The sequence below is a fragment of the Aeromonas sp. QDB30 genome (genome assembly GCF_027707645.1).
In the GTDB taxonomy this organism is placed as follows: Bacteria; Pseudomonadota; Gammaproteobacteria; order Enterobacterales; family Aeromonadaceae; genus Aeromonas; species Aeromonas caviae.
In genome coordinates this window covers 51,359-75,547 of record NZ_JAPCIY010000011.1, presented here as the reverse complement: position 1 = coordinate 75,547, position 24,189 = coordinate 51,359, and the positions used below count along the sequence as shown (strand labels likewise).

The 24,189-nt window shown below is 61.5% G+C and carries 19 protein-coding genes and 1 other RNA gene; 8 read left to right on the top strand and 12 right to left on the bottom strand.

From position 1 onward, the window contains the following. Window positions 1-131: 131 nt before the first annotated feature. Together PG896_RS05725 and PG896_RS05720 are read left to right on the top strand one after the other, a co-directional pair. Window positions 132-662: a DUF1523 family protein gene (locus PG896_RS05725; protein ID WP_039039880.1), complete on the top strand. Its 531-nt coding sequence runs from the start codon at window positions 132-134 to the stop codon at window positions 660-662. Then, a complete protein-coding gene (locus PG896_RS05720) occupies window positions 659-955 on the top strand; it encodes a winged helix-turn-helix domain-containing protein (RefSeq protein ID WP_039039881.1) in 297 nt (98 codons plus the stop codon). The genes PG896_RS05725 and PG896_RS05720 overlap by 4 nt, the downstream gene beginning before the upstream one ends. Before the next feature lie 96 nt (window positions 956-1,051). Here the strand turns inward: PG896_RS05720 and PG896_RS05715 are convergent, their stop codons facing one another. Continuing rightward, complete coding sequence (locus tag PG896_RS05715) at window positions 1,052-1,528, bottom strand: hypothetical protein (protein ID WP_270835508.1); 477 nt, start codon at window positions 1,526-1,528, stop codon at window positions 1,052-1,054. 29 nt (window positions 1,529-1,557) lie between these two features. Beyond that, the gene (gene rihA, locus PG896_RS05710; protein ID WP_171864844.1) at window positions 1,558-2,493 is read right to left on the bottom strand and encodes a pyrimidine-specific ribonucleoside hydrolase RihA; all 936 of its coding nucleotides are present in this window, start codon (window positions 2,491-2,493) and stop codon (window positions 1,558-1,560) included. 194 nt (window positions 2,494-2,687) lie between these two features. On the opposite strand from rihA, the gene PG896_RS05705 reads away from it, so the two are divergent. Next, window positions 2,688-3,419, top strand: a complete 732-nt coding sequence (locus PG896_RS05705; RefSeq protein WP_395266583.1) for an RluA family pseudouridine synthase — start codon at window positions 2,688-2,690, stop codon at window positions 3,417-3,419. Between the two features lie 107 nt (window positions 3,420-3,526). Here the strand turns inward: PG896_RS05705 and udp are convergent, their stop codons facing one another. Beyond that, window positions 3,527-4,282 carry a uridine phosphorylase gene (udp, locus tag PG896_RS05700; RefSeq protein ID WP_268426032.1) on the bottom strand — a complete coding sequence of 252 codons (756 nt, stop codon included), beginning with the start codon at window positions 4,280-4,282 and terminating at the stop codon, window positions 3,527-3,529. Between the two features lie 392 nt (window positions 4,283-4,674). Between udp and yiaY the strand changes: the two genes are divergently transcribed. The 3 genes from yiaY (at window position 4,675) to PG896_RS05685 (ending at window position 7,033) form a co-directional block, all read left to right on the top strand. After that, window positions 4,675-5,826 carry an L-threonine dehydrogenase gene (gene yiaY, locus PG896_RS05695; RefSeq protein ID WP_268426035.1) on the top strand — a complete coding sequence of 384 codons (1,152 nt, stop codon included), beginning with the start codon at window positions 4,675-4,677 and terminating at the stop codon, window positions 5,824-5,826. Window positions 5,827-5,958: 132 nt separating this feature from the next. Next, window positions 5,959-6,297 carry an outer membrane protein assembly factor BamE gene (locus PG896_RS05690; protein WP_029314185.1) on the top strand — a complete coding sequence of 113 codons (339 nt, stop codon included), beginning with the start codon at window positions 5,959-5,961 and terminating at the stop codon, window positions 6,295-6,297. 100 nt (window positions 6,298-6,397) lie between these two features. Further along, on the top strand, window positions 6,398-7,033 hold the full coding sequence (locus tag PG896_RS05685) for an NAD-dependent epimerase/dehydratase family protein (protein WP_041212681.1): 636 nt from the start codon (window positions 6,398-6,400) through the stop codon (window positions 7,031-7,033). A gap of 68 nt (window positions 7,034-7,101) precedes the next feature. Here the strand turns inward: PG896_RS05685 and PG896_RS05680 are convergent, their stop codons facing one another. Both PG896_RS05680 and PG896_RS05675 read right to left on the bottom strand, forming a co-directional pair. Then, a complete protein-coding gene (locus PG896_RS05680; RefSeq protein WP_102948158.1) occupies window positions 7,102-7,458 on the bottom strand; it encodes an RnfH family protein in 357 nt (118 codons plus the stop codon). Continuing rightward, window positions 7,451-7,885, bottom strand: a complete 435-nt coding sequence (locus tag PG896_RS05675) for an SRPBCC family protein (protein ID WP_010673974.1) — start codon at window positions 7,883-7,885, stop codon at window positions 7,451-7,453. The genes PG896_RS05680 and PG896_RS05675 overlap by 8 nt, the downstream gene beginning before the upstream one ends. Before the next feature lie 248 nt (window positions 7,886-8,133). Between PG896_RS05675 and smpB the strand changes: the two genes are divergently transcribed. Both smpB and ssrA read left to right on the top strand, forming a co-directional pair. Further along, window positions 8,134-8,622, top strand: coding sequence for an SsrA-binding protein SmpB (gene smpB, locus PG896_RS05670; protein WP_010673973.1), 489 nt, complete (start codon window positions 8,134-8,136; stop codon window positions 8,620-8,622). Between the two features lie 122 nt (window positions 8,623-8,744). Continuing rightward, window positions 8,745-9,104, top strand: a transfer-messenger RNA (tmRNA) gene (gene ssrA, locus PG896_RS05665). A gap of 208 nt (window positions 9,105-9,312) precedes the next feature. Here the strand turns inward: ssrA and PG896_RS05660 are convergent. From PG896_RS05660 to PG896_RS05630, 7 genes are all read right to left on the bottom strand, one after another. Beyond that, on the bottom strand, window positions 9,313-9,435 hold the full coding sequence (locus PG896_RS05660) for a hypothetical protein (RefSeq protein ID WP_270665076.1): 123 nt from the start codon (window positions 9,433-9,435) through the stop codon (window positions 9,313-9,315). A 158-nt stretch (window positions 9,436-9,593) separates the two neighbouring features. Further along, window positions 9,594-9,797, bottom strand: coding sequence for a hypothetical protein (locus tag PG896_RS05655; protein ID WP_270835507.1), 204 nt, complete (start codon window positions 9,795-9,797; stop codon window positions 9,594-9,596). A 73-nt stretch (window positions 9,798-9,870) separates the two neighbouring features. Further along, window positions 9,871-21,369, bottom strand: a complete 11,499-nt coding sequence (locus tag PG896_RS05650; RefSeq protein ID WP_270835506.1) for an LPD38 domain-containing protein — start codon at window positions 21,367-21,369, stop codon at window positions 9,871-9,873. A 130-nt stretch (window positions 21,370-21,499) separates the two neighbouring features. After that, window positions 21,500-22,903: a hypothetical protein gene (locus tag PG896_RS05645; protein WP_270835505.1), complete on the bottom strand. Its 1,404-nt coding sequence runs from the start codon at window positions 22,901-22,903 to the stop codon at window positions 21,500-21,502. Window positions 22,904-22,909: 6 nt separating this feature from the next. Further along, a complete protein-coding gene (locus tag PG896_RS05640; protein ID WP_270835504.1) occupies window positions 22,910-23,167 on the bottom strand; it encodes a bacteriocin in 258 nt (85 codons plus the stop codon). Beyond that, window positions 23,167-23,547 carry a hypothetical protein gene (locus PG896_RS05635; RefSeq protein WP_270835503.1) on the bottom strand — a complete coding sequence of 127 codons (381 nt, stop codon included), beginning with the start codon at window positions 23,545-23,547 and terminating at the stop codon, window positions 23,167-23,169. The genes PG896_RS05640 and PG896_RS05635 overlap by 1 nt, the downstream gene beginning before the upstream one ends. 60 nt (window positions 23,548-23,607) lie before the next feature. Beyond that, complete coding sequence (locus PG896_RS05630; protein WP_270835502.1) at window positions 23,608-24,189, bottom strand: hypothetical protein; 582 nt, start codon at window positions 24,187-24,189, stop codon at window positions 23,608-23,610.

Sequence of the window (24,189 nt, the reverse complement as noted above, 5' to 3'; positions counted from 1 at the left end):
ACTTGCCCCTCCCCCTTCACGCCTCCTGTTTAAAACGGGTTTTTGCCATCAAGGTGTCATTGGGGGCTGGGCTGCATTCGCAAATGTGGGTATGGTAGAGGCACGTCACTCCCCCTCATCGAGAGATCATCATGAGCCTGAAGTTCAAGAAACCCGCTTTTATCACGCTCGGCCTCATCGCCCTGCTCTCCGCACTCTGGCTCGATTTCTATCTGCCGGAACACACCATCGCCACCATCACCGGGGTGGAGGTGAAGCGCACCGACAAGGATGGCCCCATCAGCCAGAAGAACCCGGCTGACGGCCCCACCACCGACGTCTATTACATCTACACCGAGCGCCCCGGCGAGAAGATCCGGGTGTTTCGCAATGAAGACACCGAATGGGGCTGGCCCTTCTACTTCAAGTTCAACGCCGCCGACGTCCAGGCCAAGGCCAAGTCCATGGAGTTCGAAAAACGCCTGGCCATCATCACCTCCTACGGCTGGCGCGTGAACATGTTCTCCATGTTCCCCAACGTCACCAAGATCGCGAGCACCGAGCCCGATGCCTCCACCTGGAGCTTCTTCCGCTGGTTCTGGTTCGGTGTCTGGGCCCTGGTGATGGGCAAGGCGGCCATCGCCACCTGGCGCTACTTCGATCGCCTCGAGGACGAGATATGAGCGAGCCGAGTAAGACCCGCACCAGCTTCTATCGCCGGCTCTACGTGGCTCACCTCATCAGTCAGGGCACGGACACCGTGCCCGCCATCATGGAGGCGACCGGCATGCCGCGCCGCACCGCCCAGGACACCCTCAGCGCCCTGGCGGAGCTCGACATCCAGTGCGCCTTCGAGCAGACCGAGGGGGCTCGCCATCTGCAGGGGCACTACCGCATCAGCGACTGGGGGCCCATCAATCCGGCCTGGATTGCTGCGCAGCTTCCCGTCATCAGGCAGACCCTGGGGTATCCCTGACACCCCGGACCCGGGTCTGCTCCCATAGAGAAGGGGCCAGCCTTGCGGCTGGCCCCTTTCTTGTCTGGCCTGATATCCCGTTGCCCTCCCCCGGGCTCACTCCCCTTCGCCGAAAGACGCTTCCGGCAGCGGCTCCGCCGACTCACCCCGGGTGCAGTCGATGATGGAGCGCTTGGGATTGTTGGGGTCGCGCAGCAACAGGGGGGCCATCCCCTCGTCATGCAGCTGCTCGTCGGCAAATTCGCTGCCATAGGCGTTATGTGTCAGCCTGCGGGCATTGGCGATGGGGGTATCCACGAAGAGGGCATGTACCTCGAAGGTGGAGGCCGGCACCAGGAAACCGACGATGGGCAGGCCGTGCAACTCCTGATGGACCTTGTACCAGGCAAAGCCCTCGCTCACCTTGTCAGGGGTATACATGGCGAGCTGCGGATTGGCCGGGCGCCCGGTCTCGATGTCGAGATGAAGGGTGTCCAGCTCGCAGGTCGCCAGCCCCTGCCACATCTTCTCGAACGGGGTCGCGCAACCCGTCAGTTGCATGCATGTCAGCAGCGCCAACGTCCCTTTCCACATTCCCAACCCCTTATCCGATGTCCAGGATGTCAACCAAATGAGCGCAGTCGCTGCACCAGCAACTCGATGAAACCGACTCTGTCGAGCCCCAGCAGCACCAGGGCATTGGCCGGTTTGCCGGTCAGGTCGTAGCGATCCACCACCGTCATGCCCAGGGTATGGGTTCCGCCGGTTTCGATATCGACCCGGCACTCCACCCCGTGAAACAGGGAGGGCGCCAGCAGCCAGGCGATGGTACAGGGGTCATGGAGCGGCGCGCCAGCAAATCCCCACTTGGGATCCCGATGATAGATCATGAAAAAGTCGAGCAGCTGTGCCACGCACTGCGCCACCGGGTTGGGAATGGCGCGTACCCGCTCGATATCCTCGTCCATCACCTGGGCCTCGTGGGTCACGTCCAGCCCGCACATGGTGATGGGCAGCCCCGACTTGAAGACCATATCGGCCGCTTCGGGATCCACATAAATATTGAATTCCGCCGCGGGGGTCCAGTTGCCCGCACCGGCGGCGCCCCCCATCAGCACGATGCGGGCGATCTTCTGCTTGAGATCGGGGTGGGCCGCCAGCAAGAGGGCAATGTTGGTGAGCGGCCCGGTCGGCACCAGGGTGACCGGCTCCGGGCTCTCGCGCAGACATCTTGCCATCAGTTCAAGGGCGCTCATCGCCCGGGGAGCAAAAGCGGGATCCGGCAGCTCTGGGCCGTCCAGCCCCGATTCGCCGTGGACGTTGTCGGCGATGATGAGTTCACGGGCCAGGGGCTTGGCAGCCCCCGCCGCCACCGGGATGTCGTCGCGGCCGAGCAGGGTCAGGATGCGCAGGGCATTGTTGAGGGTCTTGTCCGGGGTCTGGTTGCCCGCGCTGGTGGTGACCGCCAGCACCTTCAGCTCGGGGCTCGCCAGCGCCAGAATGAGGGCGATGGCATCATCGTGGCCGGGATCGCAATCGAGAATAACGGGCAACGCCATGGACAGACTCCTTACAACATGACAGGGAGCCATACCTTAGCAAGAGATGGCCAGATGAACTCAGGAGGGAGTCACAAAACGCCTCAACCAACGAGATCAAGTACTTGGCGACAGGCCTTGGGAGCGGACATCCAGATTCGCCGCGCCGCCATCGTTCGGGTATGATCCCTCCCCCTTCATCGTCCGGCTGCCCCATGTCCGTCATCGTCGACACCTTCATCGCCCCGCCCTGCGCCGCCACCATCGAGATCCTGTTTGAGGATGCGCATCTGCTGCTCATCAACAAGCCGAGCGGCCTGCTGAGCCTCTCGGGCAAGAACCCGCAGAACCTCGATTCGGTCCATTACCGGCTGGTACAGGATTACCCCGGCTGCACCCTGGTGCACCGCCTCGACTTTGGCACCTCGGGCGTCATGGTGGTGGCCAAAAGCAAGAGCATCAACGCCCTGCTCTGCCACCAGTTCAGCCAGCGCACCGTGAGCAAGGCTTACGAGGCACTGCTCTGCGGCCATCTGGCGGTGGATGAGGGCGTCATCGACGCATCCATCGCCAAGGATCCGGCGCTGTTCCCGCTGATGAGCATCTGCGCCGCCAGCGGCAAACCCGCCCGCTCACGCTATCGGGTGATGGAGCGGCTCACCCTGGAGGGGGCAGGCCAGCCGGTGCCATTGACCCGGGTCAGGCTGGTACCGGAAACCGGGCGCACCCACCAGCTGCGCATCCACAGCCAGTGGCTGGGCCATCCCATCCTGGGATGCGATCTCTATGGCGGCCTGCTCCCGCCCGGCTGCGAACGAGCCCCCAGACTGATGCTGCACGCCAGTGAACTCGGTTTTGTGCACCCGGTGAGCGGCGAAGCGGTACAGATCCGCTGTGAAGCGCCCTTTGCGCAGGCACTGGCGGCCATGACGGTGCAACAGGGGTAACGTAGAAGGGGGAAAGCAGGGTCAGGAAGGCAAAAGGGGCAAACGGCGGATAAAGATAGGGGCCGCGCTTTCGCAACGGCCCCCACCCCCCACTCGGTGTGGTGCTATCAGATCAGCTTGCGGGCGGCGCCCAGCACGATCTTGATGGCATCAGATTCGGTTTTCGCCATGGTTTCGGCGTTCGGGATTTCCTGCTGGGTACGGTTCACGATGACACCGGCCACCATGCCCGCACGCAGGCCCTGGCTGGTACACATGGTCAGCAGGGTTGCGGACTCCATCTCGTAGTTCAGCACGCCCATGGCTTGCCACTCTTTCATGGAACCCTGGAAACGTTGTACCACGCGACCGGATACGGTGTCGTAACGCTCCTGACCCGGGTAGAAGGTGTCAGAAGAAGCAGTGACGCCCACATGCAGCTTGGAGCCCAGCTCCTTGGCGGTGTTCACCAGGGCGGTGGTGCAGTCAAAGTCGGCCACTGCCGGGAACTCCATCGGCGCGAAGTGCAGGCTGGCACCGTCGAGGCGCACGGAGCCGGTGGTGACGATCACGTCGCCCACGTTCAGGTGCGGCTGGATGGCGCCGGTGGTGCCGATGCGCAGGAAGGTACGGATACCCAGCTGGGCCAGCTCTTCCACCGCGATGGAGGTGGACGGGCCACCGATACCGGTGGAGCAGATGATCACGGCCTTGCCGTTCATCTCGCCGCGCCAGGTGGTGAATTCACGATGGCTGGCCAGGTGCACCGGGTTGTCCAACAGTTCTGCGATGCGCTTCACGCGCTCGGGGTCACCGGGGACGATCGCCAGGGTGGCGCCTTGCAGATCCGCTTTTTTCAAACCCAAGTGAAATACATCAGACATAGTGGACTCCTGGTTGCGCCCCGCCGCATGGCAGCCGAGTGCAGTTAAGGTGATTCTTTACGGTACTTTCAAGCCGGTATCCCCTCATCCGGGGAGGCGCCAACTATGGTCGAAAGCGCTTTCCAATTCCTTGATGCGCCTCACACTTCTGCGCTTCAAAGCTGACAAAAATGGCGCGAAACGTTTGCTAAGATGATGAATTTCTTGAAAAACGTTTTTACACTCCTTTTGCTCTCCCGTCCCTTGTCAAGCCTTGATCGACCGTCCATTTAAAGAGCGCGATCGAGTCCACAAAGTTGCAAACGAGATACCATTGACCCCTTCTCATCCCCTCCGACGCTGTTATGTTGGCGCCCGCATACCACTTAATGGCTAATCATACGGAGTCCATCATGGCGACATTCAAGTTCTACATTCCCGCAATCAACCTGATGGGGGCGGGCTGCCTGCAGGAAGCGGCAGCGGATATCCAAGGACATGGCTATCGCAAGGCGCTCATCGTCACCGACAAGATCCTGGGCCAGATTGGCGTGGTGGGCCGGCTCGCCGCCCTCCTGGCCGAGCACGGCATCGACGCCGTGGTGTTCGACGAGACCAGACCCAATCCCACCGTGGCCAACGTCGAGGCGGGTCTTGCGATGATCCGGGCCCACGGCTGCGACTGCGTCATTTCGCTCGGCGGCGGCTCACCCCACGACTGCGCCAAGGGCATCGCCCTGGTGGCCGCCAATGGGGGCAGCATCAAGGATTACGAGGGGGTGGATCGCTCCGACAAGCCGCAGTTGCCGCTCATCGCCATCAATACCACGGCCGGTACCGCCTCCGAGATGACCCGTTTTTGCATCATTACCGACGAATCCCGTCAGGTGAAAATGGCCATCATCGACAAGCACGTCACGCCGCTGATGTCGGTCAACGACCCGGAACTGATGCTGGCCAAGCCCGCCGGCCTCACCGCCGCCACCGGCATGGATGCCCTGACCCACGCCATCGAGGCCTATGTCTCCACCGCCGCCACCCCGGTCACCGATGCCAGCGCCGTGATGGCCATCGCACTGATTGCCGAACACCTTCGCACCGCCGTGCATCAGGGGGAGGATCTCCATGCCCGCGAGCAGATGGCCTATGCCCAGTTCCTGGCCGGCATGGCCTTCAACAACGCAAGCCTGGGCTATGTGCACGCCATGGCTCACCAGCTCGGCGGCTTCTACGACCTGCCCCACGGGGTGTGCAATGCGGTGCTGCTGCCCCATGTCCAGGCCTACAACGCCCGGGTGTGCGCCGGTCGGCTCAAGGATGTGGCCCGTCATATGGGGGTGGATGTGAGCGCCATGAGCGATGAGCAGGGTGCGGCGGCAGCCATTGATGCCATCCAGCAACTGGCTCGCGACGTCAAGATCCCCACCGGTCTGGAGCAGCTCGGGGTCAGGGCCGACGACCTAGACGTGCTGGCCACCAATGCGCTCAAGGATGCCTGTGGTCTCACCAACCCCAGGCAGGCGACTCACGCGGAGATCGTCGCCATCTTCCGCGCCGCCATGTAAGGGGGCAAGATCTGCCAGGGCCGCCACGCGGCCCTTTTTATTGGCTGATGGATCAATGGCTTTTTACTTCCGCACGGGGAGTGGGTATGATTTGCCGAGCTAAAAAGACTGTATGGATGATCTGAACCCGATATGCGGATGAAACACCTGATTGCCGCGGCCCTGACCGCCCTCACCCTGTCCGGTTGCAGCCTGGTCTATCGCATCGATATTCCCCAGGGCAACTATGTGGAACAAAAGCAGGTCGACAAGCTGCGCCAAGGCATGACCCGCGAACAGGTCGAGTTCGTGCTGGGTTCTCCCATGTTGCGCGACAGCTTTGACCCCAACACCTGGTACTACCTCTATGAGTTCCAGCCCGGTCGGGGCGACAAGGAGCGCAAGGAGCTGACCCTCAACTTCGTGGGTGACAGACTGGCCACCGTGACCGGTGATTTCCCTCTCCCTGCCGCTTTCACCACACCGCTCTAGATGACATCACAAAACCGGCTTCTGCCGGTTTTGTTCTCTCTGGCCCCGGTGATGTCGCCGGGCCACACTCTGGATGCCTCATTGCCCCGAGGAGATCATCATGAGTCGATTCCTGATTGCCGGCGCCACCGGTCTGATTGGCAAAGCCTTGCTGCGCGAGCTGGGGACGGAGCACGACCTCCTCCTGCTCTGCCGCAAACCGGGCGACCCCGCTCCGGGACGCACCTGGCTGCCCACCTCGTTCGACGCGCTGGACAGATTGACGTTGCCCTCCCCTGTGGATATTGCCTTCTGCTGCCTTGGCACAACCCGCAAGGATGCCGGCTCGGCCGAGGCATTTCGCCGGGTCGATCTCGACTATGTGCTGGCCTTTGCCGCACTCGCCCGTCGCCACGGCTGCCGCCGCCTGCTGGTGGTCTCCAGTCTGGGCGCCAACCCGGGTTCCCCTGCCCTCTATCCCCGCACCAAGGGCGAGATGGAGCAGGCCCTGCTGGCCCAGGAGTGGCAGCGGCTCGTCATCCTGCGCCCGGCCATGCTGCTCGGCCATCGCGAACCTGCGCGCCGTTCGGAGCAGATCATCCAGGCCATCTATCCGCTGGTAAAGCCCCTGCTGCGCGGGTCGCTGCGCCGCTGGCGTGCCATCGAGGCTAGTCAGGTGGCGCACGCCATGGCGCGCCTTGCCATCCAGGAGAGCGGGATAGAGACGGTGGAAAACGAGCGCCTGCTCACCCTGTGATGCCCCGTGTCGGGCGAGACGATCACAAAGGGGCGCCACGGCGCCCCTTTGTCACAACCCATCACCCGTCAGGTGCCGGCATCGTCTCGCTTGCGGTGCACATCGGGCCGCCCGCCGGTGACCACATCGGCACGCCCCTCTTCCTTGGCTTTTTCCGCACGCTTCTTGCGCATCTCCTTGGGGTCGGCGATGAGAGGGCGGTAGATCTCGATGCGATCCCCCTCCTGCACCGGCTCTGCGCCCTTAACCGGACGGCTGTAGATACCGAACTTGTTGACCGACAGGTCGATCTCCGGGTGCTTTTGCAGGATGCCGGATTGTTCGATGGCCGCCAGCACGCTGGTCTCGGGCGCGACCCGGATGCACAGCACCGTCTGCCGCTCGGGCAGGGCATAGGCCACTTCGATATTGAGGAGCTCAGACACCGTAAACCACCTTGGCACGATTGGAGAAGGCAAGCACCATGGAGCTCACCAGCTCGCGGAAGATCTGGCCAAAGGCAAGCTCAATGAGCTTGGAGGTGAACTCGAAGTCGAGATCGAACTCCACCTTGCAGGCATCCACGTCCAGGGGCGTGAAGGTCCACCATCCCGCCAGCTTGCTGAAAGGCCCCTCCACCAGCTCCATCTTGATGGTGCGATTGGCATCGAGCTGGTTGCGCGTGGTAAAGGTCTTGGCGATACCCGCCTTGGCCACATCGACCGAGGCCATCATGTAGTCTTCACCTGACTCGTGAACACGGCTGCCGACACAGCCGGGTAGGAACTCAGGATAGGCATCAACATCATTGACCAGCCGGAACATCTGTTCCGCGCTGAACATCACCAGGGCACTGCGAGTAATACGGGGCATGGGTTTTCCTCATCCAATCGGCCCGATTTTATCACCTTGTCAGCCAAAATCACCGCCGAAACTGTTCGCGGGTCACCAAGCAGGGCAATCGCACACTTTCCGGCCAGTGTGGTCCGCTCTCGCCCCGCCCTTCCCTCAAAATCGTCATCGAACTGCTCACAAAGCCGCCACTCGGAGCGCTGTGCGTTTTACAGCCGCCGCCACCCACGTATAATGCGCCTTCCTAAACATTGCCTAAGGCCCCCGTCATGAGCAAAAAGAACAGTAAAAACAAAGCCGGGTCCAGCACCATTGCACTCAACAGAACCGCCCGTCACGAGTACTTCATCGAAGAGCGCGTGGAAGCCGGTCTGTCCCTGCAAGGGTGGGAAGTGAAGTCCCTGCGGGCGGGCAAGGCCAACATCAGCGAAGCCTATGTCATCTTCATGCAGGGGGAAGCCTTCCTGTTCGGCTCCAGCTTCCTGCCGCTGAACGCCGCCTCCAGCCACGTGGTATGCGATCCGACCCGCACCCGCAAATTGCTGCTCAGTCGCCGTGAACTCGACAAGCTCGAGAGCCTGACCGCTCGTCAGGGCTACACCATAGTGCCGCTGGCCCTCTACTGGAAAGCGTGCTGGGTCAAGGTCGAGATCGGCCTGGTGAAAGGCAAGAAAGAGCACGACAAGCGGGAAGACACCAAGGCCCGGGAATGGGACCGTGAGAAGGCCCGCATCATGAAGAACAAGCACCGCGGTTGATTGTGCGCCGCCGGCCCCCATGCGGCGACCAATAAACCAGCAATCGACCGGCCAAGGCCGGTCGATTGCCATCAACGCCTTGCCATGACAGGATTTTTGCGTACAATCCCTTTTGACAACTTGGGGCTGATTCTGGATTCGACAAGATTCACGAAACCCAAGGTGCATGCCGAGGTGCGGTAGGCCTCGTTAATAAACCGCAAAAAAATAGTCGCAAACGACGAAAACTACGCACTCGCAGCTTAATAACCTGCGCTGAGCCCTTCTCCCCTAGCTTGCCTGTGTCCTAGGGAAATGGAAGGTCATCCTTCACAGGATCGTGTGGAAGTCCTGCTCGGGGCGGAAGCATTAAAACCAATCGAGCTAGTCAATGCGTGGCGTGTCTCTCCGCAGCGTGTTGGCGAATGTAAAGAGTGACTAAGCATGTAGTACCGAGGATGTAGTAATTTTGGACGGGGGTTCAAATCCCCCCAGCTCCACCAATTTAACTAGGACACCGACAGGACAAACCCAGAAAAAACAGCCACTTAGCAAAAACATAGCGACAGTGACTGGCCCAAAACTGGAATCAAAATGATCCAATGGTGATCCAAGAACAAGAAAGCCTGCAGAAATGCAGGCTTTTTTCTTTTCTACCCTCCAGGCATAGAAAAGCCCGCACAGTGGCGGGCCAATCCGAATCCTTCCGCATCACGCTGACACGGTGGCTTCATCGCGTAGTTTTTCCAGAATGCTCGCGATCTTTCTCTCCTCCTCAGGCGCCAGGTCCAGCGTCTCAACAAACTCTTCCAGTTCGCTTAGTAGTGATTCCATCCGATTTCCCCCTTGCTCTCCCAGTCTCTCGACTGTGAAACACTGTATACCCATACAGTACACTCCTTGAATTTATCATTTTCGGACTGATTTGGGTATTAAAAATGGGGCCCTAGCCCCATCAGTGTCGTGCCTTTCTTTAAATCCCTGCACAAATATCACCAGATACTAATGAGAAAGTTCAACGCGAACCCTATCAAGACAGCGAAGAAACTGAACGCCATGAAGGTGTCCAGGTCATCGCGACTGGACTTACTGAAACACCAACACCCTGCAGCAAAGGGGATCAGGGCCAGCGTAAAGCTGAAACTGAACGCTTTCAGCGCCACCACCATCATTACCAACGCGAACAGTATCCACATGGCCTGGGTCCCTATAGGTTAAGGCCCTAGCTTACCCCTAACACAGAGGCTCAGCCAGGGCCGCTATTCTCCCTTACTCCCAGTTCTCCCTGTTCTTGTTTACCGCCTGATATACAAGGTCGTTGCGGCGGGCCAGCAGCTCGTCAATGCGCCGGCGCTTCTCCTCTGCCGCCATGGTGCGGTCCCGCTGGATCAGCTCAATCTTGTTGCGCACCACTCGTACCTGCTGCTGAGTGCGACTCAGGCTTCGGCGCGACTTCAAGATCCCACCCTGCTCCTCCAGCAGCTCGCGGGCCTTATCTGTGAGCCCTTCGCTGCGGTACTGGTCAATGGTGCGTTTGAGCTGATTCACCTCGTTCAGCATCCGGTAGAACTCCTCCATGTGCTGGGTGGACTTTGCAGGGCCAGTGCCGCGATACACCGCTTTAACAAGCGGGATCTCGTCGGCGCGCCAGCTTGCTGACTCACCAGGGCGCGAAGCCCGGATAAGCCCGTCAGCGGCAGCCATCACATAGCTGCCCATGGTGCCCGTGTAGCCGATCAGCAGGTGCTCCAGCTTTTTGGGTGACATACCCAGGGTTTCGCCAAGCTCACGCATCATCAGACTGGTCTGCTCGTTGTAGCGAGCCTCCGCCTGCACTGCGAGGTCCTGCGCGTTCTCGATGGGGATGCCACGGAAGGCATCGTAGTTGAAGTAGGATTCCACCAACGGCTTGACGATCTGCGGCGTGGGGTTGAGCGCGAACGTTTCACCGACCGCCCTGGCTATCGCCTTGCCGAGTTGCGCGCCAGTGTCCTTCCCGCCCATGGCGCGCACCATGCGCTCCGGGATGGTGCCGAACAACACGCCAATCTCGAACGGCTTGGGGATCCGGAAGTGCTGATCGCCGACAAAGAAGTGCCAGTTGGCATCCTTGTCCCAATCCGGCAGCTCTTCGTATCGCTCATCGTCCCAGTTGGCGGCCAGCAGAGCCAGGCTCGCAGCCGTGATCATGCCTGCACGTTTGGCGATGGCGCGCGGGTTGTCTCGCAGTTCGCGGGTCAGCTTGCCTAGACCTTGCACCCGGGCATTGAAGAACGGCAGCAGTTGGGTCATGACCTGCATGGTGCGTGAGGCACCCAGCATGGAGAAATCCATCAGGTCCTTCGACTCGAACGCCGCCTGGGCGTGGCTCTTGCCAGCCTTGATGGCTGCGGCATAGACCGCCTCGCGGTTGGCATTCTCGAAAGCCTCGCCATAGCGGTTGTACTTCTCCCACACATTGGCAACCACGCCCTTTGCCTGAGCGGCGTTGCGGATAATGCTCTTTTCGTAGCGGGCGATTTGCTCGGGCGTCATCCCCTTGCGTCGCAGCGACTTACGCACGGTATCGGCCATCGCCTCTGGGTCATTGCCATTCACGTAGCCGCCCAGGAAGGAGGCTCCGCTGAACATCACATCAATGGTACTTCCGTCCATCGCCAGGGTCTTTTTCACCCCCTTGATGGAGTCGATCACCGGCCTGAAGCCGTCTTTGCTGATCGCCCAGCTGGAGAGTGAGTCGCGCAGGAAGTTGCGCAGCATAAACTCAGGGGATGCGGTCACCCCGGCTGTCAGCAGGCGCTTGGCCTTGGCCGCCACATTGACCATGGCGCCGAACGGCTTGCGGTCGAAGAAGGTCATAGCGCGATAGAGGTCCGGATCCTCAACCCGGATCATGTAGTCCTCCCCCTCCAGCTTGACCATGATCCTGTCTTTGCCATTGGCAAGGGCCTGGTAATCCATCTTGTTTGGCTTCGGAATGACCTCGATGATGCCGGTATCCGCCAGGTTCCAAACCGTCTTCTGGGCCGCCATGTTCTTCATGGACGCGTCGATCAGCTTGGAGGTGGAGGTGAAGATGTTCTCGAGCAGGTCGTTGGTGTTGGCCTCCCCGCCCTTGAGCTTCTTGATGCCGGCGTTCTGGTTGGCAATGCCCTTCGTCTTGAATGGGGCGATCACGTCGCCGTCGTCGGATTCGCGGAAGAACGGGATGTACCACTCGTTTTCGAACTCCGCTCGTGCCTCCTTGGTGAACAGTCCAGCCTCCTGCGCCAGATCCAGCGTCGCGGCATTGAGCCTGTTCCAGCGGGCTTTTGCCTCCTTGAACTTGGCCTCCTTGCCCTTGCCTTGCCCCTTGAGCGCCGCAATGTCATTGGCATCGAGCAGGTTCTCTCTGCCCTGCGCCATCAGCAGTTCCGCCCGGTGACCAGCCATCCAGCCAAGCCAGTTGTGCAGATCAGCTCCCAGGTCGGCAAAGATGCCCAGCAGCGCGTCTTTCTCGCCGGTACCCGCCTTGCGCTGGATCACCCCGTCATTCCACTCCGGCAGACCATAGAGCATGGTCGCCTGCATGGTGGAGGCGGCCCCCGTCGCCATCCGTGCCGCCACATAACCGGAGTCTGCGGCATCAGTAATGCCGGCAGCCTCCTCGGCGTATTTGATGGGGGCCAGCGCGTCGAGCACCTCGGTGTTGGCTTTCTTGATGACGCGATCGATCCATGAGCTGACCACGCCTCGGTCAACTTGACGGAGCTTGTTCAGGCTGGCCTTGGTCTTGTCGATGATGTCGGGCTTGGGGCCCAGGTTGAGCTTCTCCATGGCCGCATCAGCTGCGGTACTGGCCTGGCTCATCTTGATACCGCCTTTCTGGGCTGGCCGCTCGGCTTCCTGGCTGAACTTCTTCCCGCCATCCGGCCCGCTGTCGTCTGGGCCGCTACGCTGCAACTTCTTGCCCAGCCCCTCGATCAGGGAACGCGTCTCCGCGGCGGTAATGCCATCAGGTACAAAGCCGACCGCACGCAGCGCCCGGGTGACCCAGGCCACGACCCGATCCCAGCCACGGCCCCAGGCCCCCTGCTCCAATTCCGCCAGATGAGCCACCACTTCCTCGGCTTTGGTGCCGATGTCCTCGTCGGCGTAATGGGTGTTTACCCAGTCCCACACCGGCTTCATGCTGGGGTCCTTCTGGGACGCGATGAGGCGGCTCATCAGCTTGGTGTATTCCCCGTCACCCAGGACATTGGCCAGGCCATAGTGGGCCAGCACCTCATGGCGTAGGATCTCGCGCATCCGCTTGGGATTGGCGATGGTATCCGCGGCCACATGCAGGGTGCCGCTGTCATCATCAAAGGCGGCGCGGCGGATCAGGCCATCTTGTGCCGCCAGCCCCAGCGCCTTTTCCAGCTCGGCCTGGGTAGCGTGGATCTGCACATCAATACCACTGGCTCCACGGTACTGCTTGAACCACTCCTTGGTTACCAGCTCCGCCTCCTTGCGGGTCAGGTGCTTGGCTGGCTTCTCGCCCTGCGCCATAGCCTGTTTGGAGAAGCGGATCCGTCCATTAATGGCATCGCTGATAATCTTGCCAGGGTTTGAACGAGCACCGACGATGGCTACCAGGCCATCATACCCGGCAGCTTTCAGGCGATTGTCCTGCTCACTCAGGGTCTTGATGAAGCCCTGTGCGTCGATCTTTTCCATTTCCTGCAGGTAGCGGGCCAGCTCGGCATTCATGCTCTTGCGCAGACTGGCCAGCAGATTGGGCTGCCCGTTGCTCTGGGCGCTGGCGTAGTCGGCGATCATGCCTTTGGCCTTGCCCCATGCGTAGTTGAACGACTCTTTCCCGATCACCTCCTTCGGGCGCAGCTTCTTCAGCTCTCCGCGCAGGGCCGTGATGCGGTCTGACTGGTCTTTGTGGTGGGCGGCTTGGCGGCGGTTCTCGGCGTCCTGGGAGGCGCTGCTCTGGGCCTTGCGACCAGAACGGCCGGTGATCGCCCAGCTCGGGTTTTTGATGCCGTCGCGCATCAGCTTGCGGGCGTTGATGGCCTCCTCATTGGCCCAGGCTTGCACCTCAGCCTCGGCGGCCGCCCTCTGCTCTGCCGTGTCCAGTAGGCCGGCATCCTTCAGGTCATTGAGGATCCGCCCCACGCCGGTGCTGATGCCGCTGGCAAAGTTCACGCCCTGGCCCCGGTGGGTGGCTTGGTTGTAGAGGCGTTGCTGCTCCTCGTCGATGGTTGGAATACGGATACTTACCCCGTCCAGCTCGAGGCGCCCCTCAGTTACTCCTCCTGCGCCTTTTGCTGCGCTTGCGTCACCAGATCGCGGAACGCTTGGCGCTGCGCCGTGGTTATTCCGTGCTCCGGCGAGGCCAAAAAGATCGCCGCCGGGCTTGGGTTGGCTGGCTTTTTGCTGGTTGTAGGCGCTGATGGCCTTGAGGGTTTCATTGATCGCTGTCTCCGGGGTTGCAGGGTCCACCGCCGCGCCGAACATGTCGGCGGAAGTGGTCTTGTTGAGCATAGTCAGGATGTCGCCAACCATGCCGGTGATCGCCTTGGCACTGCGGGCGCTGGCCGCGATGGCCTGGGCCAGCAGGCTGCCCTCTGGGCTGGTGTCGCCTCCCAGCATATCAGACTGAGCGGCCATTTCTTGCAGGGACTGCCCGCTGCGCTTGGCGCGGGCGATGCTCTCCACTGCCTCGGCGAGGTAGTTGGAGATAACCTTGGCCCGCTCCGGCGAGTGCTGGCGCAACTTGGCCATGCCCACGGCGTTGTTGATCAGGGCGGTAGTGATGTTACGGCCGTCCGCGTCCACTTCGCCGGTGGCCGCATCCAGCAGCCGCTGGTTGTCGTAGCCGTAGGCGAAGATGGCCGCCGTCACCCGCTTGCGGTAGGCATCATTCCACTGCCCGTCCCGGCTCACATAGCTGTTGCTCTGGTTCTCGCCGATGGCAGACAGGAACGCCTGGAGGAATCGGTTGTTCTGGCTCGCCAGTACGTCGCCCCCCTCAGGGATGTTGAGCAGATCCAGCATGTCGTCGGTCAGCTTGCCCGCGTCGGCGCCGGCATCCTCGGCGGCACTGTTCGCCATCTTGGCGTCGGTGTTGGAGTCCACCACGAAGTCACGCAGTTGGTCGTCGGTCATGGTGGTGATCCGCTCGCGCACCAGTACGGGCTGCTTCATGGCGCCGATCACGGCCGGGTCGATCCCGAAGTCGGCCGCATTGGCCTCGATGTAGCGGCGGTAAGCGTCGGCGTCACCGCGCTGGTAAGCCTGCCTCAGCCCGATAGAGCGACCGTTTCCACTCTCGACAATGCCGTCACGCACAATCGGCGCGCCCCGGTCGGTCTCCGGGCTGGCGGCCAGGCGTGCCCCGTCCGGCGCGGCGGCGATCTGCCCCACCTGTACCCGATAGGTTTGCTTGCTGCGGTCGCGCGGCTGCAATTGCTGCGGGTAGTCGTGGTTGAGATTGCCCTCAAAGTCGTGAGACGCCACCAGATCGGCAGCCTCCATCACCCGGTATTGCACCTCGACGCTCTGCCCCTTGGGGGTGGCGACCGTCACCCGCTTACCCTCTGGTGACGGCAGCGGCTTGGCCTCATTGGCGGGCTTGTCGATGACAAATATCTTGGTGCGTACATCGGTGGGGTTGAGCGACGCCTTGAATGCACCATCCGGCATGGCCTGCTCACTGCCTCCCAGCCCGTCAAACCACTCACGGAAGGCTTTGTTCTTGTTGTTTTGGCGATCCCCGGCGGTGGCGGACACAATGGCCACCAATCGCCCGCCCGGCTTGAGGTGGTCATAAGCATGGCGCACATGGTCAACATCCATGTCATTGGAGAATGGCGGGTTCATCACCACGGCGTCATAAGACTGGGCCGGGGTGGTGGCCATAAAGTCGCTACCCACCAGACCAAACCCTTTCGCCTGCAATATCTCGCGCAGGTCGCCAGCCAGCTCCACCGCATCGACCTTGGCCCCGGCAGCGCGCGCCGCCTCGGCCAACATGCCATGTCCGGCGGACGGCTCCAGCACCGTCATGCCCGGCTCAATCCCGGCAAGCGCCACCAGATCGGCGGCGTGACTTTCAGGGGTCGGGAAGAAGTCGATAAAGGCATTACGGTTACCGACCAGCTTGCGCTTGAGCGCGACCATCTTCTCGGCCAAGGGGTCGCGCGGCACGGCCTGCTTTTTCAACCCGGCTTGCAGGCGGGCCAGCTCACGCAGGGCGGCGCGCAACTCGGTATGATTGGTAATGCCCATTCGCTCCAGGCGGCTGTAGCCGCCAATCTGCTCCTTGACCGCCTTGGCGTCGTAGTCGCTGACCCCGCTGGTGTAGGCTTTGAGTTTGGCGATAAGCTCAGGATCGGTAATGGAAACCGTCTTGCTGTCACGATTGATCGCCGCATTGACCAGCGCCATGATCTTGGCCCCGGCCTGCTTGAAGCCGCTTGCCCCTTGCATCTTGGTTGCCACATCTTTGAGGTTGCGGGCGAAGTAATCCATGCCGGGCATTTGCGCCCCTTCTGCCATCATCTCCGGGGTGGCCTTGGCAGACCAACGTTCCCGGCCATCCTCGGTGCGCTCAATCATCCCCTGACTGGTCAGCGCCTCGCGGCGAGCTGGCGGCAAATTCCACAAGCTGCGGCTTAGCGCGTGGTTTAGCTCGGTCAACTGGGTGCCGTTAGCCAGGTTGCGCAGGTAAGTCACCTCGCCAGACTCAATCCCATCGGCAATGGCATCGAGCAACCCGGCAAAGTGCAACTCACTCTCGGCATTGGCGCGGGCGTTGGCGGCCTCGGTCATGCGCTTGTTGGTGTTCTCCTTGCGCTCGGCATTGAGTGCGGCTGTGGCCTTGTCACGCAGGGTATTGGCACGGGCACGCAGCGCCTCGACCTGCTTGCTCTTGCTGTCAGTCTGGGCAGGCTCAGTCACCTCGGTGGGGGTGGCCTCGGCAGACGGGGCGGCACTGGCTGCCCCCTGACCGGTCAACCAACCACGAAACTCGGTGGCCTTGGCCTCATCCTTGAACTGAAAGCCCGGCACGGCGCCACCGACCTTGTAAGAGGAATACCAGCCGCCCAGCTTTTTGGCGTGCGCGTTGATCTGGTTATAGGTGTCGCGGTCAACCCGGTCGCCCATTTGCACCACAAAGAGGTCTTCCCCGCTCTTGGTGTGCTTGGTTTTGATAATGTCGCCGCTGGCGGTCGGGGTCACGGCGGTGGCAGCCTTCACCTCGTTGGCCTGATCCCGCTTGTCCAGATTGCTGGCGGCGATCAAATCCTCATAGCGGGCGCGCTGCTCAGGGGTCAGCTTGTCCAGCGAGCGGTATTTCAGGAAGGTCTTGAACTGCTCAAGGGTCTGCGGGTCGCGCAGCGCCTCCTTGGTGGCGGCCAACTCGGCATCGCGCTTGGCCACGTCCGCCCGCTGCTTGTTGACGAACTGCTGATACCGCTCAGGGGTGAGGCCATCCAGCGCCTTGGCGACTCGCTCTTCGATACTCTGTCTGGCGCCGCCGATGGCATAGGTCTCGCTGATGGTATTGCCATCACCATTGGCAGCCCAGCGCAGATCACCGATCAGCTGGTTGTATGCGGCCTCGACCACGACGGCCTTTTTGTCATTTTTGTAGCGGGCAGCATTGAAGCGGCTCATCTGATCAAGCAAATCCTGCTTGGTTTTCTTTTCCAGCTCAGCCCGCAGGGAGGGGGCGTTATCCAGAGCGGAACGGCTCATCGCTTGAAATTCAGAAAACTCCATCTCGCCAGAGAACAGGCGACGCTTCGCGGCGTGGTAATCCGTTGCGCTCTTGGCGCCGCGCCAGTCGTTGGCTGGCTCGATCTGCTGCGACTTGGCTCCCGACCCCGCGGTATCGCGGTCGCGGCGCATCTTCATGTAAACGCCAAGGCGCAAGCGTTCCTCACCAACCTGGCGAGCACCTTCATTGGATACAGCAGCCCCAGTGCGGCGGCCGCCATTGCCGTTGAACTCGCCAGAGCCTGATTTTTGCAAATCGCCAACCTCGCCACCAAGTCGCTGGTACTCTGCTTCAAGCTCGGGAGTTGACATCTTTCCGTAGCGGCGATCCATTTCACTAAACAGCTCTGCGTCTGCCTGTGCGAACCGCTCATCCCTGGTGGGCACTGGCTCGCCTTTGGATACTGCCTTGCGGTATGCCTCCTCGGCACGCTCAATGGCGGCCTCCTTGGTGTTGGCAGTAAACCAGCCTGCGCCTACTGCAGAACGATACTTCCAGTGCCCGCCATGCTCTTTTAGCAGGTCGCGATCTCGCAGCTCTTCCTCGCCAATACGGCCAGAAACAGCAGCCCCGGCATCTGTGGCCGGGGCTGTCAGTGTTGGGTCATTTTGCTGCTGTCCATCAGGTACAGGTGGAGCAGGAGTGTTGTCTGCCGGATTTCCGGATCTAGCTCGGTCGGCGAGTCCGGCAACGGCTGGTCCAGCGCCTGCTGCAGCCGGTTCGCCTGCGCCAGGCTGATCGCGTTGTCCTTCACTGCTGATTGCAGGTACTGGGGTAACTGGCTCATTGCTCACCTCTGTCTTGGGTTGCTTGACGGGGATCACCTCGCGGTATCCGGTATCGATAGCAGGTGCTAGTTGGCTGGCCTCGCCCGCGGTGGCAGACGGCGCCGGAACTGTTTCAGCGCTTACGCTTGCAGCTGGCTGATCAGATGGTTGATTGCTCTTGGTTGGCGCGGCCTGCTTGGCGGCGGCAGTGCCATTGAGATCGCGGGAGCCAACAACCTTGGCAAGGTCGTCATCAAGCAGGAGGGTATGCTCAACGTTCTGGCCGCGTAGTTTCTCTGAACGCAGTGCAAACGGGCCGGATAGCGTCAGGGCATCGTGGTTTTTGATGCTGGCGTACTGGCGCAACAACTTGCCCTTGCCGGGGATTTTGCCCAGCGTATCTAGCAACTTCTCGCCATTGCCTTGGTCTCGCTTAATCCATGACACATAGCGGTCGTGATCAGCCTGCGGGATATCCAACTCCGTCATGGCAAGACGCAATGCTTTCTCGTCGCTCAGATCGGCGCCGCGATCGCTAACTGCGAATGGCCGTGTTGCGCTGTGCTCAACCTCATATACGGTGGAGCCCTGGCGCTGTAACGCCTCCTTGGCGTCGTTGTAGGTGACGCCATGCTGCTTGGCGTATGCCTCTGCCTTGCCGACCAGATCGCGATTTACTGCCGGATCGTGTGATGCGTACTCGCTGGCATCATCGACGCTATCAGAGACATAAACCCCCTTACCGAAAAACGCAGTATCAGCGCCATGGGTGCTTTCAAGGCGCGTCAGGCCGCGACTGTGTGAGCCGTGATAGCCGCGCTTGCTTGCCGGTGCCGCCTGCTGCTCGACGCTCTGACTGGCCTTGGCCTGCTCAACTTCGGCAATCTCCGCCACGCCGAACCCGCCCCCATTAAGCTCAACCGGCGTCTCCTTGCCCTTGCGGCTGGCGGCGGCGGCCTCTTTCTGGGTGGCAAACGGCTTGCCGCGCTTGGTAATGCGCAATGATTTGAGCGGGCCGAATACTGAATCGGTGTCCTTGCCTGCCCCCTCAATCGAACGGGCTACCTCGCTGCGCGGGTCGCGGGTTGATTGGGTATCGAGTGAGCCATCCACCTGATCGCGGGATAGCTTGGGCGGGGTATAGGCGCTGTTGCGCGGGTCGCTGCCCGACGCACCACCGGCAAAGATGGTGTCTGATTGGCCGATCTGGGGCGGCTGGTTGGCTAACTCACGCTCGCGCTGTGCCAGATTGGCAGCTTGCTGCTGTGCCGGGCGGCCATCTGTGCCGTACACCACATTACGGTGTGGCAACTCGGTGCCGACTTCGCGCCCTTCACCCTCGATAGTGGCTCCGGGCAGCGCCTCGGCAGCGTAATACCGCGGATCACGCTCTGGCGGAAGCAGGTCGCCTTCCTGCCCGCTCTGCCACCGGGTGCGCTCTGTGCCACGAAACTGCGGGCCGGGACCGGCCTGATGATCATCGTGATCCCCTGGTGCAGCCAACGCCTCTCCCTTGGGCTTGGCATTGGCGTCACCTGCAAAGATCACATCCTTGAGCGGCAGGGCTAGGCGCTGGTTCTCCATGGCCACTTGCTGGGCGCTCTTGTTGCCTGCGAACGGGTCAAGCCCAAGCTCACCAGCCTGAGCTCGCTCATAAAGACTCTTGCCCTGATCGCCAGCCTGCATCTGGGAAGCAACCAGCTCCTGCACTGACTGGCCAAACTCACCAGCCAGGGCGCGCTGCACCTCGCTATCGGCAGCCATGCCCTTGAACCGCGCTGCGGTATCGTCGCGGCGCAGGTAGGCCGGCACATCACGCAGCTCGTCAAACTGGCTGGCGCTGGGGCCGAGCGGGGATTGCTCGCCAGATGGTGCAACCACCGGATCGGCCATGGCGTCAGCAGCAGGCGCCAAGTCTGGGTCTGCCGGCGATACAGCGGGGTTCACCTGTACAGGATCACCAGACTCAACAGGCGCTACATCCTCCACAGTGGCGGGATCTACCTGTGCTCCCCCCTCGCTTTCTGGCTGTGACTTGCTGCCGCGCAGCCCTCCCATGCCACCCAGGGCGCCACCGGTACCCATGCCGATCAGGCCGCCCTCGATCGCGCTCGACATGACCCCCTTCATCGGGTCGATATCAGCGGCGGCCACCTCGTTGAGGGATTCGTTGACGGCGTATTGCTGCACCCCCTCCTCCAGGGTTTCGCTGATACCCTCACCTGCCGCCCCCTTGGCAGCACCTTTCAGCACTCCACCGGTGGCCGCCTTGCCAGCCAGCATCTTGAACAGCATGGCATCGCCCATCATGGAACCGACAGCCGCCGCGCCCCACACCTTGGCGTCGCTCATGGTGGCTCGGCTGGCAACATTGGCAGTCTCCTCCCGGGCCAACGACAGCTTTTCCTCATCAGAGAGGTGTTGCGTCTGCTGATCCTGGTCGATGCGGGTGAATGCCTGGCGGAAGGTATCGCTGCTGGAAAGCTCATCAAAGCTCATGCCCAGCACGGTGTCACGAGTGTTCACCCCCGCACTGCCGACTGACCCGGTCGCACCAGTGGTGACGGCGGCGCCGGTGGCAATTTTGGACACGGCCTTGGCGGCAACCGCTTCGGCTACCTCCTGGGTAGCGCCACGCTTGACCATGGATGCAGTGACAGCCCGGCCGATAGAGGCTTTGGCGGCCACCCCAGTCACCCCGCCAGCGGCGAGTGTCGGTAGCAAAGAGCCAACGCCCTGCGCCATTTTCATCGCCCAGACATCGATATCCCCTGCGCCATCCCCCAGGGTCAACCGGCCTTCTGGCGTTTCATCGACCAGTCGGCGCCCCAGTGCCTCCTTGGCGTCAGCACTTATCCCATCATTCAGAGACTCTGCCCCAGATGCGGCCAGATCGCCTGCACCTGCGACCACATCCAGCAACGGGCTCAGCTTATTGGCCATATTGGCACGAGCCTGTTCCAGGTAGTCGCCCCCCTGCTTCCCGGCATTCTCTTTGCCGAAGTTGCTTGCCTGCCGTGCCAGCTCACCAATGCCGCCCACCAGATCCAGTGCGCCAGCGCCCACCCCACGGGCGACATCGCCCAGGCCGACATCAAGATCACGTTTGGCTACAGGCTCGGCTGGTTGGGGTGTTGCAGCCGCTGCGGCAGACAGGCTGCTATCGAGCGAGCTCCAGAAGGGGTCATTACGAGTGTCAGATTGTCGCGGTTGTGGCAGGGCGTCACGCAGTCCAGGTTTGTCCATGGTGTCCTCGGATTTCGAGCAAAAGAAAAGCCCCGAGCGGCGAACCGTTCGGGGCTTTTGAGATGGGGCGATCAGCATGCAGACTGATCGACGATGGAGAGATGCTAACGCTGGGGTGGGTGAAAGGCAACTAGCGGCGTGCCTGAGCCAGGCCCATCGCCTGATAGGCGTTGGCCTCGGTGTCTCGCAGTCGATTAGCTGTGACCACCGCCTGCTCAGCCTGCCTCTGCTTGGCTGCCTGCTGGCGCCAAAGCTCAAAGGCCGTATTCATCTTGGCCGGGGAATCCAGCAGACTGCTCAGTTTGCCATGTTGGTTGGCCTCCTTCACGAACTGCAGGCGCTCGGGATCGCCGCCAGTCCACTCTTTGATAGGGGCCCCCGCCTCCTTCTCCTCAGCTTTGGAAGTCATGCCGAAGGTGTCGGCCAACGCCGCCTTGCTCTGCTCCAGCTGGGCGTCCAGCGCATCCAGTTGTAAGTCTTTATCCTCCGCATTGCTGGAGGAGATCCGGGCGCGGTTCTGGCCGTGCTGCTTCTCCAGCTCGGTGACCGCCTTCTTGTAACCCACCTGGTCAGGCCCAGCCGTCAGACCGAGAGAGGTGCGCAACTGATCTGCATTGCCGATCATGTGCTTGGCCAGGGCCGACCGCTGGTAGGCAGGCTTCAAGAAGTCGTTGATGGGGATGACCTTGGGTTGATCGTCAGGTGCCGAGGTGCGGTTGTTGGTGACCGGACGCACGGCCTTGCTGCCGTCGTCATAGGTGACTTCCACTCCCAATACCACGCCACGCCCGTCCGGGGTGATCATGATGTTGTTCAACTGCTTGCCGGTGATGGTCTTGCCGCTTTCCGGATCGATGTCGCCCACGCCTTTGCTGACCTCATCCTGATAGAGGGTGCCGGCCGCCTTGATGAAGTCAGGGTTATTGACGGCAGCGTGCCCCTCGGGCGTAGTTGGATCCAGTTTTCCTTCCTGCGCCTGGCGCACCAGGTTGCCCGCATAGGTGACAAAAGTCTTGCCAGCCTCGGCGTAGTCCTGCTGCAGATAGCGCTCCGGATTGAATGAGCCTGCGCGCGGGTCGCGCACCACGCTCCAGAATTGCTGGCCCGGGTCTTTGCCTTCGGTCACAGCCTGCCAGCCAGACTGGATAATCGGCAGGTTCTCCTGCTGGAAAAGCTGCTTGTCCCGCAGTGTCTTTTGCCACTCATACTCCTGCTGCTGCCGAGCTTCCTGTGCCGCCGCTCGCCGTTCAGCAGCACCGGCTCGCGCCTCTGACGCCTTCATCTGCCGCTCGGTGAGGGCGAACTGCTTGTCATACTTGGCATCCGCCAGCTTATCGCGCCCCTCGCGGTACGCCAGCTCGCTCTGGTAGCGCTCATCTGCCACTTTCTGCCGCTCCTGCTCGTTCTGCCACATGGCATCACGCAGGCTCATGGCCTTATCCATCCGCTCATCTTCTTTCTGGCCACGTTGATAACGGTCCATGGTGTTGAAGCCAGCCAGAAAACCTTCCGCCAATCCCGATACGCTCATCATGCCCCCCTAAAACAAGCTGTCTGCCAGAAACCCAACCCCAGCACCTGCCAGTGCGCCCAGAGGGCCACCGAGTGAACCCGCCATGCCCAACATGGCGCCCATCGATGTGCCAGTGCCGATGGTGCTCATGGTCTGCTGTTTGCGCGCCGCCTTGAGGCTCTTGTTGGCAGATTCAATCTCCTGCTCCCGATTGGCCGCATCACGCAACCCTGCCATACCCTGCTGGCGCGTCTGGGCGCCAATATCAAGCAGTCCGTACCCCATCACATACCTCCACCAGTTTTGATTGCCTCACGCGTGCCGGCATCGGCGCCGGTCAAGATCCCCATCTGGCGCGCCTGCTCCTGCTCGCGCAGACCGTTCTCGGTGCCTGCCGTCATCAGCGCCATGCGCAGCCCCTGGCTGTTATCATTGGCATTGCTGCTGGTGCTCACCCCCATCCGCGCATTGCGGTTGGCCGTGGCCTGCTGGGCCGAACGCAGGGCGTTGGCGTTGTTCTCCTCCACCCGGCCTAGCTGCTCCTGCAGCAACTGGTCGTTGGTGGCCAGCTCCATCAGCTCCTTCTGCTTCGGGTAGAAGCGGTCTTTCCAGTCCTGGTAGCTCTCGCGAGTGATTTTGGCGTAAGTGTCTGCGGCGTAACCCATGGAACCCCCTTAGTAACCCTTGCCCTGCAGCACGGATGCTGTCGGGCTGATTTTCTTGATCTACGTTGCAGCCGGCGCTTTCAGGCTGGCCAGCCCATACGCCGTGCCAGCTCCAGCCAACGTACCAACCAGACCAGCTGTCGCCTGCTGGCTTTGGTAAGAGCTCTGTGCATCACTGGTTGCCTTGCTCAAGCTGGTTGTGGCCACATCGCCAAAACCAGCCAGCGATTCAGCCTTCTGCCCTGCGCCAATGCTCACCACATCCTTGAGCCCAGCAACATACTTGTCCTGCTGGCTGGACTGTGCGCGGTTAGTGGTATCGGTCTGGCTCAGCGCCTGATCCGTCTCCAGATTGGACATGACAGCCTGGTACTTGCCGCTGGTCGGATCCACGCCGCCTGCCGCCATAGAGTCGGCCAGCCCGGCGCGTGCCTCGCCAAAGGATTGAGCGGTACCCAGCGCGGCCGTGCCAGCCAGCTTGTCGTACTCGCTCTCGTTGTTGAGGTCATCCACCTTCTCCATGAAGAGGTCCTCATACGGCTGCAGTTCGTTCTTGTAGAGATTCCACTGCTCCATGGCCACTTCAGCCGCAGCTTTCTGGGCCTCGGTCTCCTGAATTTCGGTCGAGCCACCCTTACCCAT

Bases quoted from the DNA above. Each gene is read 5' to 3' on its own strand.
- PG896_RS05725 (WP_039039880.1), top strand. From the start codon at position 132: ATGAGCCTGAAGTTCAAGAAACCCGCTTTTATCACGCTCGGCCTCATC.
- PG896_RS05720 (WP_039039881.1), top strand. From the start codon at position 659: ATGAGCGAGCCGAGTAAGACCCGCACCAGCTTCTATCGCCGGCTCTAC.
- PG896_RS05715 (WP_270835508.1), bottom strand. From the start codon at position 1,528: ATGTGGAAAGGGACGTTGGCGCTGCTGACATGCATGCAACTGACGGGT.
- rihA (WP_171864844.1), bottom strand. From the start codon at position 2,493: ATGGCGTTGCCCGTTATTCTCGATTGCGATCCCGGCCACGATGATGCC.
- PG896_RS05705 (WP_395266583.1), top strand. From the start codon at position 2,688: ATGTCCGTCATCGTCGACACCTTCATCGCCCCGCCCTGCGCCGCCACC.
- udp (WP_268426032.1), bottom strand. From the start codon at position 4,282: ATGTCTGATGTATTTCACTTGGGTTTGAAAAAAGCGGATCTGCAAGGC.
- yiaY (WP_268426035.1), top strand. From the start codon at position 4,675: ATGGCGACATTCAAGTTCTACATTCCCGCAATCAACCTGATGGGGGCG.
- PG896_RS05690 (WP_029314185.1), top strand. From the start codon at position 5,959: ATGCGGATGAAACACCTGATTGCCGCGGCCCTGACCGCCCTCACCCTG.
- PG896_RS05685 (WP_041212681.1), top strand. From the start codon at position 6,398: ATGAGTCGATTCCTGATTGCCGGCGCCACCGGTCTGATTGGCAAAGCC.
- PG896_RS05675 (WP_010673974.1), bottom strand. From the start codon at position 7,885: ATGCCCCGTATTACTCGCAGTGCCCTGGTGATGTTCAGCGCGGAACAG.
- smpB (WP_010673973.1), top strand. From the start codon at position 8,134: ATGAGCAAAAAGAACAGTAAAAACAAAGCCGGGTCCAGCACCATTGCA.
- PG896_RS05660 (WP_270665076.1), bottom strand. From the start codon at position 9,435: ATGGAATCACTACTAAGCGAACTGGAAGAGTTTGTTGAGACGCTGGAC.
- PG896_RS05655 (WP_270835507.1), bottom strand. From the start codon at position 9,797: ATGTGGATACTGTTCGCGTTGGTAATGATGGTGGTGGCGCTGAAAGCG.
- PG896_RS05650 (WP_270835506.1), bottom strand. From the start codon at position 21,369: ATGGACAAACCTGGACTGCGTGACGCCCTGCCACAACCGCGACAATCT.
- PG896_RS05645 (WP_270835505.1), bottom strand. From the start codon at position 22,903: ATGATGAGCGTATCGGGATTGGCGGAAGGTTTTCTGGCTGGCTTCAAC.
- PG896_RS05640 (WP_270835504.1), bottom strand. From the start codon at position 23,167: ATGGGGTACGGACTGCTTGATATTGGCGCCCAGACGCGCCAGCAGGGT.
- PG896_RS05635 (WP_270835503.1), bottom strand. From the start codon at position 23,547: ATGGGTTACGCCGCAGACACTTACGCCAAAATCACTCGCGAGAGCTAC.
- PG896_RS05630 (WP_270835502.1), bottom strand. From the start codon at position 24,189: ATGGGTAAGGGTGGCTCGACCGAAATTCAGGAGACCGAGGCCCAGAAA.